This window comes from Psychrobacter sp. 1Y10, assembly GCF_052259005.1.
In the GTDB taxonomy this organism is placed as follows: Bacteria; Pseudomonadota; Gammaproteobacteria; order Pseudomonadales; family Moraxellaceae; genus Psychrobacter; species Psychrobacter saeujeotis.
The window spans coordinates 236,322-250,649 of the sequence record NZ_JBQQES010000003.1 but is presented as its reverse complement, the minus strand read 5'-3'; the positions used below and the strand labels follow the sequence as shown (position 1 = coordinate 250,649).

12 protein-coding genes are annotated in these 14,328 nt (G+C 40.5%); all 12 read left to right on the top strand.

Features of this window, described 5'->3' with window-relative positions; genetic code table 11:
- The first annotated feature begins 11 nt into the window (after window positions 1-11).
- The 12 genes from proB to ACTXGH_RS06705 all read left to right on the top strand — a co-directional run bounded on the left by proB (window position 12) and on the right by ACTXGH_RS06705 (window position 14,297).
- Entirely contained in the window at window positions 12-1,184 is a 1,173-nt protein-coding gene (gene proB, locus ACTXGH_RS06760) for a glutamate 5-kinase (RefSeq protein ID WP_439260665.1), read from the top strand.
- Between the two features lie 313 nt (window positions 1,185-1,497).
- Window positions 1,498-2,634: a uroporphyrinogen decarboxylase gene (gene hemE, locus ACTXGH_RS06755; RefSeq protein ID WP_299216327.1), complete on the top strand. Its 1,137-nt coding sequence runs from the start codon at window positions 1,498-1,500 to the stop codon at window positions 2,632-2,634.
- 113 nt (window positions 2,635-2,747) lie between these two features.
- Window positions 2,748-3,815 (top strand): N-acetyl-gamma-glutamyl-phosphate reductase, encoded by a 1,068-nt coding sequence (argC, locus tag ACTXGH_RS06750; RefSeq protein ID WP_439296045.1) that lies wholly within the window; start codon window positions 2,748-2,750, stop codon window positions 3,813-3,815.
- Between the two features lie 155 nt (window positions 3,816-3,970).
- Window positions 3,971-4,858: a hypothetical protein gene (locus ACTXGH_RS06745; protein WP_439296044.1), complete on the top strand. Its 888-nt coding sequence runs from the start codon at window positions 3,971-3,973 to the stop codon at window positions 4,856-4,858.
- A 143-nt stretch (window positions 4,859-5,001) separates the two neighbouring features.
- Window positions 5,002-5,415 (top strand): ATP-dependent Clp protease adaptor ClpS, encoded by a 414-nt coding sequence (locus ACTXGH_RS06740; RefSeq protein WP_443561725.1) that lies wholly within the window; start codon window positions 5,002-5,004, stop codon window positions 5,413-5,415.
- Window positions 5,416-6,018: 603 nt separating this feature from the next.
- A complete protein-coding gene (clpA, locus tag ACTXGH_RS06735; protein WP_439296042.1) occupies window positions 6,019-8,592 on the top strand; it encodes an ATP-dependent Clp protease ATP-binding subunit ClpA in 2,574 nt (857 codons plus the stop codon).
- A 188-nt stretch (window positions 8,593-8,780) separates the two neighbouring features.
- On the top strand, window positions 8,781-9,518 hold the full coding sequence (locus ACTXGH_RS06730; protein ID WP_439260670.1) for a uracil-DNA glycosylase: 738 nt from the start codon (window positions 8,781-8,783) through the stop codon (window positions 9,516-9,518).
- 42 nt (window positions 9,519-9,560) lie between these two features.
- Window positions 9,561-10,115, top strand: coding sequence for a tRNA adenosine(34) deaminase TadA (gene tadA, locus ACTXGH_RS06725; protein ID WP_439260831.1), 555 nt, complete (start codon window positions 9,561-9,563; stop codon window positions 10,113-10,115).
- Between the two features lie 181 nt (window positions 10,116-10,296).
- Entirely contained in the window at window positions 10,297-11,067 is a 771-nt protein-coding gene (gene cmk, locus ACTXGH_RS06720; RefSeq protein WP_439296041.1) for a (d)CMP kinase, read from the top strand.
- Window positions 11,068-11,339: 272 nt separating this feature from the next.
- Entirely contained in the window at window positions 11,340-13,028 is a 1,689-nt protein-coding gene (rpsA, locus tag ACTXGH_RS06715; protein WP_439260672.1) for a 30S ribosomal protein S1, read from the top strand.
- A gap of 409 nt (window positions 13,029-13,437) precedes the next feature.
- On the top strand, window positions 13,438-13,740 hold the full coding sequence (locus tag ACTXGH_RS06710) for an integration host factor subunit beta (protein WP_068036291.1): 303 nt from the start codon (window positions 13,438-13,440) through the stop codon (window positions 13,738-13,740).
- 149 nt (window positions 13,741-13,889) lie between these two features.
- The gene (locus ACTXGH_RS06705; protein WP_439296040.1) at window positions 13,890-14,297 is read left to right on the top strand and encodes a lipopolysaccharide assembly protein LapA domain-containing protein; all 408 of its coding nucleotides are present in this window, start codon (window positions 13,890-13,892) and stop codon (window positions 14,295-14,297) included.
- Window positions 14,298-14,328 lie beyond the last annotated feature (31 nt).

Sequence of the window (14,328 nt, the reverse complement as noted above, 5' to 3'; positions counted from 1 at the left end):
CAGGAGTTTTTATGGCAGGTGACACAGACCAAACGACCGAAGAGGCAAGGTTTATCAAACAAAATCGTAATTTTGATATTCAGCGCGTTGTTGTCAAGATTGGCTCATCGTTATTAACCAATAATGGGCGAGGGCTGGATCGAACTGCTATTTATGAGTGGGCCAAACAGATTGCTAAATTGCATAAGCAGGGCGTTGAAGTACTATTGGTATCGTCAGGCGCAGTTGCCGAAGGCGTGGTGCGAATGGACCTTGATGAGCGGCCAAAAAAGCTTGCAGCATTGCAGGCTTGTGCTTCTATTGGTCAGATGGGTTTGATTGAAACGTGGTGGTCAGCATTGATTCAACACGGAATACAAAGCTCTCAGCTATTATTAACTCACGACGATTTGTCTAATCGTAGTCGTTATTTGAATACCACTGGTGCACTGACGCAGCTATTAGAGTGGAATGTGCTCCCAGTTATTAATGAAAACGATACCATTACGATTGATGAGATTAAGTTTGGTGATAATGACACATTGGGTGCAATGTCAGCGGCTATGATCAATGCAGATTTATATATTATCTTGACGGATCAAGATGGGGTGTTTACCGACAACCCACGAGACAACCCTGATGCTAAAATGATACGCCAAGAGCGCGCGATGGCTGACTATCTTTTTGACATTGCAGGTGACGGTGGTAAGCTTGGTCGTGGCGGTATGCTAACCAAGATTCGTGCTGGTCGCCTTGCAGCAATGGGCGGTTGCCCAACTGTAATCGTCAGCGGTGCTATTGATAACGTCATTACTCGTGTGGTGTCTGGTGAAGCTGTCGGTACGCTATTAACCACTAACGATGCCGACAAAATTATTGCACGTAAACAATGGTTAGCCGCGCATTTACGTATGTCAGGTACTTTGATCGTTGATGCGGGCGCCGCTAAAGCACTAGTAGAGCACAACAGGAGCTTGTTACCAGTTGGGGTGGTAGAAGTGCGCGGTGATTTTGATGAAGGAGATGTAGTAGAAATTGTTCATCAAGATACAGGCGAGCGTTTAGCGGTAGGGCAGATGAACTTCTCTTCTAATGATGCGCGCCGAGTAGCTCGAGAGCGTACTGAACAATTCGATAGAATCCTTGGCAACAAAGAAGAACGCGTGGTTATGGTGCATCGTGATAACTTAGCATTGTCTATGTGATGATATCTGCTAAAAATGACAAGCTTACGGTAGTAAGATAATAGATACATAGCCAGTCTATAAATAATACTGACCATTGGTTAAGATTACTTAGATAAGTAGCAACAAGTATCACTATATTTTTCAAGATCAAAACGAATGCCATAATAGATTTTATCTTTATGGCATTCACTATATGTATGTTTTGATTCATATGTACGTTTTAATTAAAACGCGACTATTTATTATTTATCAACAAATAGACGCTTCCTAATTTTTTATTTTTACAATGATAATTACAATATGAGTATTGTACTCTTTTGGAGACTTATACATGAGTGCCTCAAATAACACGAATACAGCCCAGCCAGAATTTGCTCCTTTAAAAAACGATAGACTAATACGGGCACTGCGTTTTGAGCCGATTGATACCACACCTGTCTGGATGATGCGCCAAGCTGGACGTTATTTACCAGAGTATAAGTCAACGCGTGCAGAAGCTGGAGATTTCATGAGCTTGTGCAGAGACACTGATCGAGCGACGGAAGTCACTTTACAACCGCTGCGCCGCTATGATTTGGACGCAGCTATCTTGTTTAGTGATATTCTAACTATTCCAGATGCGATGGGTTTGGGCTTGTATTTTGAGACTGGAGAAGGACCTAAGTTTAAACATCCTATTCGTAATCAGGCAGATCTTGATAGATTGCCAAAGCTTGATGTCAACGATTCTCTTGACTATGTTATGCGTGCGGTGACAAGCATCCGTAAAGCGTTGAACGGACAAGTGCCATTATTTGGCTTTTCTGGTAGCCCATGGACACTTGCTACTTATATGATTGAAGGTGGTAGCTCAAAAGATTATCGCTATACGAAAGGGTTTTTATACAGTAATCCTGAATTTTTACATCAGTTATTAGACAAGTTAGCGATGTCTGTGATTGACTATTTAGATGCGCAAGTCGTAGCTGGAGCGCAGATTCTACAGATATTTGATAGTTGGGGCGGAGCGCTTGGTCATCGTCAGTTTATAGACTTTTCTCATCAATATAACAAGCGTATCGTAGCAGAGCTGAAAATACGCCATCCGGAGATTCCAGTGGTCTTATTTACCAAGGGGGGTGGTCTTTGGCTAGATATTCAAGCGGACAGTGAGGCTGATGCCTTAGGGTTGGATTGGACCATGCCGCTCGATCGTGCACGTCAAGTTTTGACTGAAAGCCAGCGTCATCTTACTAAAAAGCATAAAAAGCTACAGGGTAGTAAGGCAATTCAAGGTAACTTGGATCCAGCTACTCTATATGGTTCACCCGAGACCATTCAGGCAGAAGTCAAAATGATGCTAGATGGTGCTTATGCTAGTGGAGACAAAACAGGCTATATAGCAAACCTCGGTCATGGTATTACTCAGTGGGTCAACCCAGATCGTGCCAAAGTATTTATAGATGCTGTACATGATTATCAAATTTAAGCGTATTTAGATAGTAGTTAACGCGTGTATTGATTAAATCTCAGTACCAATAAACAGTATATTTCGCAAAGATGTGTAGTGCATTTAATGATTATTAAATAAAAGGACACCTTATGATTTCAGCAGCTATTGTCGGTGGTACAGGTTATACAGGTATTGAGCTTATCCGCTTGTTATCAGCGCATCCTAAGGTGTCTATTGATTTATTAACTTCAAGAAGTGAAGCTGGAACGCGTGCTGATGAGATATTCCCAAGCTTACGTGGCATATCAGACTTAGTGTTTAGTGATTTGGGCGATGAGACGCTATCTGCTTTACAAAAATGCGATGTGGTGTTTTTTGCTACGCCGCACGGAGTCGCTATGAAGCAAGCCGCAGCATTGACTCAAGCAGGCGTGAAGGTAATCGATTTGGCGGCCGATTTTCGCTTACAGTCGTTGGCAGATTTTGAACATTGGTATCAGCAGACGCATAGCTGTCCTGAGCTATTAAAGACAGCAGTATATGGACTTCCTGAGCTAAATCGTGACAAGCTTGCAGAGGCTTTTATTGTAGGTAACCCTGGTTGTTATCCGACTACGGCTATTTTAGGTTTAAAGCCAATTATTGATAAGCAGAACAAACAAGCAATACGTTTGATTGAGTCGCGTATCGTTATTGATGCCAAGTCTGGCGTATCTGGTGCAGGCCGTCAAGCAAGCCTTGCGCTTAATTATGCTGAAACGACAGATAACTTTAAGGCTTACGGTATTGGAGGCCATCGTCATTTACCTGAGATTGAACAAGGTATTGAGCAGTTATTAGACAGTCAATTTTCACAACAGGTACGTTTTTTACCGCATTTAGTACCTATGATTCGCGGCATGTTCAGCTCTATTCATATAGCACTTACAGAAGCAGGCACTGGTATCGACTGGCAGCAGGAGTTTGAAGACAGCTATGCAGGTGAAGCATTCATTGATGTGTTGCCTCATGGTGTCTACCCTGATACACGTAGTGTGCGTGCTAGTAACCGTTTACGTATCGCAATACATCAAAATAATGAACGCGGTGAGTTGACCGTCTTAGTAGTACAAGACAACCTTGTCAAAGGAGCGGCAGGGCAAGCAGTACAAAATATGAATGTGATGTTTGCGCTTGATGAGACACTGGGGTTGAACGCAGCACCAATTGTACCCTAAAGCTTGTTAGGTAGAAGGGATATCTATACAGAATATGGTGCTGACTTATCACAGAAACTTTACTATTGAGTCATTACGCTTACAGCGCTATGCTAGGTATTGACTTTAAATTCCGTTATAATATCTCGCCTTTACTGTTAAGAGATATTATCCAGATGCGTGTTAAGAATGCCTCCCGCTTGCGCTATCAGCCAGCTCAACCAGCGTGTCACGCGTCTGCATTTGTACATCGTCAGCCTGCAACTAGTATGTACTTGCAGCCATTATTAAATAGGGATTATCGTATAAAATATAATCAGGGTATTGCCAACAGTCAACAAGGTGCATCGTCATGGCTGCTAGCGTTATTTGTGGTAGCGATACTGGTAACAGCAATAATAGCTATATTGCTTGGGCATAAGCTTGGCTATCAACGTGGTTATTATACGCTAAAGACAGAAACTGAGCAGGCAACGATTAATAGTAAAGAAGCTACTAACGAGCTCAAAGACTTACGTATCAGCCATAAGGTGCTGACCAACCAAGTAGCTACAGCCAAACAAGAGCTGACCATTAGTTTGGCAAATTTAGATGAGCTGCGTCAAAAGCAAGAAGCTTTGAAGGTTGATAACAGACAAACCTCACAGTTGAATGATTTGTATGCAGAAGTTATCGCTGAACAAGGGGGCATGCCACTACAAGTATTAGGCGCTAAAATTGAGCCATTACCCGAAAATGCTTTTGAATATGGTTTTGATGTAGGAATGCTCAGCGAGGATGGCCTTGCTAAAAGCTTACAGGTGACGTTAACGCTACAAGACAAAGATAACTTTGTAGAAGTTCCGTTAGACCCTGCTCGTTATGTTATTGAGGGCATTGTTCGTATTCGTGGTCGATTTGTGATGCCTAGTGGGTTCAAACCTTTACAAGTTAAGCTTAGTTTAGAAGCAGGTGACGAACAAGTCGAACAACTATATGACTGGAAGCTCGGTGATATGGTAGATAGTATGCCTTTGTCATTAATGGATTTACCTGAAGTTGATCAAAGTCCTATTGAGCCCTAAATACTATAAATGCGATGGTTCTTACTGCGTCATTATAATTTTGAACAGACTGTACACAGAACTTATATCAATTAATACTATTTTAAAAAGTTATTAATTTACTATTTATTTTTTATCAAATTTTTATTGAAACCATTCTTATTATGATCATAAAACAAGTAATAAAGCATGTTAAACCTACGGTAGCTGACTGGCATTTTCCTAATATGCCGGCTGGTCATCGTGCGCAAGACGATGACACCGACAATGAAACAACACCTCAGGCAGATGTGTTAGTTGCAGAACCTGAAGTAGCAGAGCCGCCCATGTATGCTGTGGTTATGTATAACGACAACTATACGCCAATGGAGTTTGTCGTATACATTTTGCAGTCAGAGTTTCGCCATAATATCGACTCTGCAGTTGAAATTATGCTAACTATTCATAATAGCAGTAAAGGTATTGCTGGTATTTATCCTAAAGATATTGCTGAAACTAAGGCCAAGAAGGTAAATAGTTTGGCTCATCGTGAAGGCTACCCATTACTGACTCAAATTGAACCCCATCAAGGTGAATAGGGTAATCTGTTCTATTCATTCATAGACTAGCTATCAGCTAATATTACGCCTACTTCCATACCCACTTTACTCCTCCTCATCTTGATTTTAGTCAAAGATAACCTTATATAGGTATTATCTCTAAACATCATCGCTTTATTTAATTACATCTTTTTTATTCATTCATAGTCATCATCATTTATTCACATATTGGCTTGGTTCTTTAAAGTGCTGAGATTTTTCGTCTGTTAGTCTTTACACAAGGCCTTAAACCTAAGTCAAATATCCCTTTTGCCAAAATCTACTTGTAACGTACTTCTATTCGGAATGGTAGGGTTATTAAGAATAAGGTTACATATGGAAGCAGTATTTTTCTGAATTTAATAACATGCAGTAACCATACTCTTTGATACATTTTAGTACGTGTTAATAGATTGACTATATATAACGATCGTGTTGTGATAAAGGTAAGTAAGAGCAAGGCAGAATACGCCTGCAGTCATATTATAGTTTTACCCTTTAATAACCGTTATGTTTTAACCTTGAACAATCCTTTTGCTGCCCTGATTTACCAATTAAGCTATTAAATTATTATAAAGAGTTGTATAACCGTAGGAATTTCTTATGTTAAGTCGTCACCTTGAAGTCTCTTTGCGTTTAGCAATGACGCTTGCGCGCCAAAAGTCGCATGAGTATCTCACTGTTGAACATCTGTTATTAGCACTTCTTGAGAATACTCATGCTGCTAATACTTTAACTGCTTGCAATGCCAATGTCTCAAATCTACGTACGGAGCTTGAAGCTTATATTGATAAGCATACGCCAACGATAGATGTGGATATAGAGCAATCACCACAGCCTACTCAAAGCTTTGATCGTATTTTGCAGCGTGCTATTTTTCATGTGCAATCTATCGGCGGTGGTCGGTTGGTTGAAGGCTCAGATATTTTGGTTTCTATGTTCTCTGAGCACGATACATACGCGGTCTACTTGCTTAAAAAGCAGGGAATTAGTCGCTTAGAGCTTACTCAGTATCTGTCGCATGGACAAGATAAGGATGAGCCATCTGAACCACGTGCTTCTATTAGCGGAGAACGCCGCAGTGCCTCAGAAAAAACCAGTAAAGATCCCTTGGTAGAGTTTGCAAGTAACCTAAACCAGCGTGCTGCAGAAGGCAAAACCGATCCTCTGATAGGTCGTGGCCCTGAGATTGAGCGTACTGCACAAGTATTGTGTCGTCGTCGTAAAAATAATCCGTTATTGGTCGGTGAGCCAGGGGTTGGTAAAACTTCTATCGCTGAAGGTTTGGCATGGCTGATTATCAATGATAAAGCACCAAAACCGTTGAACGGTTGTGTGATCTACAGTCTTGACATTGGTGCATTGATAGCAGGTACTAAGTATCGTGGTGATTTTGAAAAACGTATGAAATCACTACTTGATGCCCTTAAGAAAAAACCCAATGCGATTTTATTTATTGATGAGATTCATATGATTATTGGCGCAGGTTCGTCAATGAGTAGTAATATGGATGTGTCAAACTTGATCAAACCAGCATTGGCAAATGGTGAGTTACGTTGTGTCGGTTCGACCACCTTTACTGAGTATCGTCAAGTATTCGAAAAAGATCACGCATTATCGCGTCGTTTCCAGAAAATTGATGTAAAAGAGCCAAGTGTTGAAGATAGCATTGATATCTTACGCGGTCTTAAACCACGTTATGAAGAGTTCCACAACGTTGAGTATACTGATGAAGCGTTAGTGACAGCTGTAGAGTTGTCTTCTAAGCATATTCATGAGCGTTTTTTACCAGATAAAGCGATTGATGTTATCGATGAAGCTGGCGCGTATAAGCGTTTAGGGATTATTCCCGATACAAATGATATCAATGCAGAAGACGGTCTGATTGCGGATTTGGAAAAAGATATCAACCAAAAAGACCATGAAGGTATTGATACCAGTAAGTCTGATAACGACAATGAGATGCAAGCTAAGGCAGCCACTGCTAAAGCTGATGACGAGTCGAAAACAATAGATGATTTGCAAACGATCAATAATCAAAAGCCATCGATAAAAATTGATGTTGCTGATATTGAAGCCATTATTGCTAAGCTTGCCCGTATTCCACCCAAATCAGTCTCCAGTGATGATAAGAGTATTCTTGAGCATTTAGATCGTGATCTCAAGCATTTAGTGTTTGGACAGGATGAAGCGATCGCTACACTTGCTGATGCTATTAAGCTGTCACGAGCAGGACTAAAAGCACCAGAAAAACCGATTGGCTCCTTTATGTTTGCAGGTCCTACAGGGGTTGGTAAAACAGAAGTATCACGTCAGTTGGCGAGCCTGCTGGGCGTAGAGCTGGTACGCTTCGATATGTCAGAGTATATGGAGGCGCATACAGCCTCACGTCTGATAGGGGCGCCGCCAGGTTATGTCGGTTATGATCAAGGCGGTCTGCTTACTGAAAAAATCAATCAGCATCCGCACTGTGTATTGTTGTTTGATGAGATTGAAAAAGCGCATCCTGATGTTTTCAATTTACTATTGCAAGTCATGGACCACGGTACGCTAACTGACAACAACGGCCGTGTGGCTAGCTTTAAGCAAGTTATTGTTATTATGACGACCAACGTGGGTGCAGATAGTATCAGTCGCTCATCTATGGGCTTTACTCAACAAGATCACAGTCGCGACAATACTGAAGCGCTAAAACGAGTCTTTACGCCTGAGTTCCGTAATCGTTTAGATGCGATCATTCAGTTCAATCCTTTAGATACAGAAGTAGTGATCTCAGTTGTTGATAAGTTCTTAGTAGAGCTGCAAGTACAGCTTGATGACAAACAGGTCACTTTAGAGATTGACGATGAGGTACGTGACTATCTTGCTGATAAAGGGTATGACCGTTTAATGGGTGCGCGTCCTATGCAGCGTCTAATACAAGATGAGATTAAAAAACCATTGGCAAATATGATTTTGTTTGGTGATTTGGTTAATGGCGGAGTGGTACATATATCTCTAGAACCGGAACATGATGAAGAATCTAATACTACTTCTAACGAAGTTTCGTTGAATAAAGATGAGGCCACATCAAGTACTAGTATGCAAACTGATAAAGGTTCAGCGGATAGCCGTATTATTCTAACTGTGGTTGAAACTCATGAACCACATTCAGACTCTGAGTCATTAGCAAGTTAACAATATTCTTTCTTTAGATAAAAAACGGTTACTTAGGTAGCCGTTTTTTTGTGATATTCGATTATGCGATTGCTATACTTTATAACAAATTTGGCATAACATTTTGCTAATATAATAAGTAGGATGCTTTTTATAGTATGGTTATATACTTTTTAAGCTGATTAATAATAAATAAGAAAGGACTTGTTATGGAACTGTTCCATGAGCCGACAACAAAAACCCCAGAACAAAAGCAGGCGATTTTAGATAATGTACGCCTGCCAGAAGATTGGAAAACAGCATTAGCAGATGAATTAACCTCTGAGAATATGGATAACTTGCGGGCTTTTTTAAAAGAATCTTACCAGTCGAATGACAGTATTTATCCGCCAGCACAACTGATGTTTAATGCCTTTAATTTAACGCCGTTGTCACAAGTGAAAGTCGTGATTTTAGGTCAGGACCCTTACCATCGTCCAGGACAGGCAATGGGCCTATCGTTTTCTGTACCTAAAGCCATTCCAAAGCCTCCTTCATTGAACAATTTGCTTAAAGAGATGGCAGATGATATCGGTACCAAACCCCCTGCACATGGTGATTTGACCTATTGGGCACAGCAAGGGGTACTATTATTAAATAGCTCTTTAACGGTTAGAGAAGGTGAACCAAACAGCCATCAAAATAAAGGCTGGGAGCAGTTTACCGATGCTGTTATTGATGTGGTGAATGAACAAACAGAGCACACAGTATTTATATTGTGGGGCAGTAAAGCACAGAAGAAAGGTAAGTATATCAATACTGACAAGCATCTTATCTTAACCGCTGTTCATCCATCCCCGCTTGCTGCAAATCGTGGCGGATTTTTTGGTTCCAAGCCGTTTTCTAAAACCAATGACTATCTAAAGCAATATGGGAAAACGCTAATTGACTGGCAGCTACCACAGTAAATGGCAATGTTTCAATATGATGAGTATCAGCCTGTCTATTCTATGAATAAGCAATTAACAAATGATAAATTTAATTTTCTTCCAATTGCAACGAATACGTTTTGGTCAACTCAAGATGTTAAATGGATGCAAAAAGCTCTCACGCTTGCTCGTCAAGGTGCTGAGTGCGGAGAAGTGCCAGTAGGTGCGATATTGGTACATGATAATCAAATTATTGGTCAAGGGTTTAACGAGCCGATTGGACGCCATGATGCGACAGCACATGCTGAGATTGTCGCATTAAGAGATGCCTGTACGCGCTTGAAAAACTATCGCTTACCACTTAAGACTACTTTATACGTGACTTTAGAGCCATGCACCATGTGTATTGGGGCTCTGATACACGCACGGGTCGATAGGCTGATATATGCTGCAAGTGAGCCACGCGCTGGTATGGTTGGTAGTCAAATGGACTTGGCTGTACAGCCTTTTTATAATCATAGTATCCAAGTGCATAAAGGTTTATGTAGCGAACATAGCAGTCAGATGCTCAAGACTTTTTTTCGTGAACGTCGAAAAAGCATGAAGCAGCGTAAAGACAGTGCATCTAGTAAATAATATGGTTAATGAATAAGATATAAGTCTTGATACTAGTGATAACGTGGTTTGTTTGCTATAATATTGCCCTGTTTGATTGCTAACCAATTAATTGGCTTATTAAACACCTGAGAAATAAACTTTAATATCAAGTAAGTATATGAAGCATCGTCTCCATAATGTCTGTGATTAAGTGAGTGTTATGACCGTCTCTACACCTGATGACTCTTTACTTAATAGTGAGGATAGTGGTACAACGAGTTTTAAGCGTTATCCTGTCATTTGTATCGATGGGCCAAGTGGTGCAGGCAAGGGCACGGTTACATGGCGATTAGCACAGAGTCTTGGTTATCAGCTATTAGATTCAGGCGCGTTATATCGTATCGTAGGACTAAAAGCGTTTGAGGCTGGATTGGTTAGTGCAGATGCCAAACGATCTATCGATGAAGAAGCGCTACTGCAATTGACTCAAGGTTTAGATATTGTTTTTGTGCCCAATAATGAGTCAGGGCGGGTCGATATTTTGGTCAATGATGAAGCCGTCGGTGAGCAAGTCCGTAATGAAACTATCGGAGGTTATGCCTCTCAGATAGCGGTATTCCCTAAAGTTCGTCAAGCATTGCTTGAACTGCAACAAAATATGGCTAAGCGTTCAGGGTTGGTCGCCGATGGTCGCGATATGGGAACGGTCGTGTTTCCCGATGCTGATGTGAAGGTTTTTTTGACGGCTAGTGCTACAGCCCGAGCTGAGCGCCGCGTAGCCCAATTGCTGAGAGCTGGTCAAACAGCAGATTTTGAAGCCATTCTGAATACAATTAAAGCTCGTGATGAACGTGACGAAAACCGAACCACAGCACCGTCAAAACCTGCTGAAGACGCTTTGGTATTAGATAGCTCAATGTTAGATGCTGATACAGTTTATGAATTAGTCAAAAAACAATGCCAAGATAAAGGTATTTATTTTAATAGTTAATAAAAACAACATATTACGAACTAAAAACTTTCCTACGATGATTGAATTTAGTATAAAATTATAGTAATCAAGGTTAGTAGTGATTGAAGAAGTATCAAGATCTTTATATAAGACAGTTGTTGCTAGTAAGTAGAATTGACAAGAAGCTTATTATCAACAAACGTTTTTTTATATGATTGTATAAGATATAAAACCAGTATTCTCGTTTTATGCAATCATAAATTTGATCCGTACTGTGCTGGACAGGATACGGCTATACAAAGGTAGACATAATGGAATCATTTGCTGAACTATTTGAAGCGAGCATTGAAGAGCAGGGTCTGGATATTGAGCGTGGCTCAGTTATTACAGGTGCTGTTGTGGCCATCGATAGTGATTGGATCACAGTAGATACTGGTCTTAAATCTGAAGGTATCGTCGCTCGTGAAGAGTTTTTAAGCGAAGAAGGCGAACTTGAAGTTGAAGTTGGCGATAGTGTCGATGTTGTGGTTGAAGCAGTTGACAATGGTATGGGTCAAACCTTACTGTCACGTGAAAAAGCCAAACGCGTTGAGACGTGGAATGTCCTTGAAAAAATCTATGACAACGATGAGATTGTTAAAGGCATCATTTCTAGTAAAGTAAAAGGTGGTTTTACTGTAGACGTGGGTTCAGTACGCGCGTTCTTACCAGGCTCATTGGTAGATGTACGTCCGATCCGTGACACGACGCATCTTGAAGGCAAAGAGCTAGAATTCAAAGTCATCAAACTTGATCAAAAGCGTAACAACGTTGTGGTTAGCCGCCGCGCAGTTATGGAAGCTGAAAACTCAGCTGAGCGTGAAGAGCTATTGAACAAGCTTGAAGAAGGTATTGAGATCGAAGGTATCGTAAAGAACCTTACTGATTACGGTGCATTCGTTGATCTTGGTGGTATCGATGGCTTGCTACACATTACTGACATGGCATGGCGCCGTATCAAGCACCCATCTGAAGTTGTTGAAGTTGGCCAAGACTTAAAAGTTAAAGTACTGAAGTTTGATCGTGAACGTAACCGCGTAAGCTTAGGTCTAAAACAACTTGGTACTGATCCTTGGGACAACGTGGGCGGCACTTACCCAGTCGGTAGTGTGGTTAAAGCACGTGTAACTAACTTGACAGATTATGGTTGCTTCGCTGAAATTTCTGAAGGTATCGAAGGTTTGGTACACGTATCAGAAATGGATCACACTAACAAAAATATCCATCCATCGAAAGTCGTTCAAGTAGGCGATGAGATTGATGTGATGATTCTTGATATTGATGAAGAACGTCGTCGTATCAGCTTAGGTATCAAGCAAACCCTAGCAAACCCATGGGATGAGTTTGATAAAAAGCACGAGCGCGGTGATAAAATCACTGGTACGATCAAATCAATCACTGACTTTGGTATCTTTATCGGTCTAGACGGTGGTATTGATGGTCTTGTTCACTTGTCTGATATCTCTTGGAATGAGACTGGTGAAGAAGCTATCCGTAACTACAACAAAGGTGACACCGTTGAAGCAATGGTATTGTCTGTAGATGCAGAAGCAAACCGTATCAGTCTAGGCGTGAAGCAGTTAAGCTCAGATCCATTTAACGAGTACTTGGTTAGTAATGACCGCGGTGCTATCGTAAATGGTAAAGTAAAAGAAGTAGATGCTAAAGGTGCTACTATTGAACTTGCGGATGAAGTAGAAGCTTACCTACGTGCTTCTGAAATTCAACGTGATCGCGTTGAAGATGCTACTAAGCATTTAAGCGTTGGTGATGATGTTGAAGCGAAGATCATTAGTGTAGATCGTAAGACTCGTAATATCAGCTTGTCTATCAAAGCAAAAGACGAAGCCGAAGAGCGTCAAGCGATTAAAGATCTTGGCGGTGCAAGTGCTACTCCAGCAGCTGGTTCTGATGCTCAACCAAAAACGATTGGTGATCTAATCAAAGAGCAAATGCAGTAAGCTTTAAGTTATAACTATATTAACCATAAAAAAAGCGACTTCGGTCGCTTTTTTTATGATTAAAAATGATGATAGCGCTTAATCAATAAGTACAAAAACAATTTTTCAACGTTTTGTCCAAACTTTGATTCCTATTTGTGTAGAATTCCGCTATCATTTGCTACATTGAGTAAAGAAATGTAAACTCATGCCAAGTGTTTGATTATACATTAACTTTTAAGCGTTATTATTTTTATCTCTTTAAAGTAGCTGTTCCTATAAAAAACAATCGATTAGTTTTGGACGATACTTTGTAGTAATAATAACCAATTGATAACCTAGATATGATTGATATATAAATAATACATAGCGAAAAATCGCCTTTATTTATCAGTCATATTTTCATTAATTAAAGAAGGCAATTGTAACGATGCAACAAGCGATTAATAAATCCGACTTCATTAGTAATTTAAGTGTGAGCTGTGACACCATGACTGAGATGGTTGTTGATGATGCTGTGCGAGAAATACTAAACTTGATGGTAGATACTTTGGCTAATGATGGCCGAGTTGAAGTTCGAGGGTTTGGTAGCTTTTGCTTGCATCATCGACGTGCTCGTATGGGCCGTAATCCAAAGACAGGAGAGAGCGTACCGGTACCTGCCAAAGCCATTCCTCATTTTAAACCTGGCAAAGCATTGCGTGAAGCAGTCAACGACAAAGTAGCTTCATAGCTCATAAAGACTGATGGTTAACAGAACAAGTATAAAGTAATGGGTACTTATGATTTATCATGACTACTTATTATTTAATTTACTTGTTTTACCTTTGTTAGGTATTAAGAAGCAGGTGTTTTCGCACATTTTGTCGAGGTATGCATATCATGCGCTTTATACTGTTCGTTTTATTATTTTTAAGTTTTGCTTATGCGCTTGGTTTGGTGATAGCTAACAATACCGATATTGGCGTCAACCTGCTGTTCTTACAAGCTCCTACGATGAATTTAGGACTGCTACTCATACTTTGTCTGATACTCGGTATTGTGATTGGTATGCTATTAGCATTATTAATTTTCCGTGTATTACAAAATAAGTGGGAAATATCGCGTTTGCAAAAGTTAAATGCTAATTTGCAAGAACAAGTAACTCAGGCCAACGTCGTTATCGATCGTCAAGCGAATGAGCCGACAGTTGAAGAAGCTGTTTATGGTTCGACAGCGACCAACGTACATGACCAAGCCACGGTTAATGTAGATGAGAGTGCTACGCTTACTAAGCAAAAGCGAGACTAAATTATGTAATGGTTAATCAATGGTTTACCTA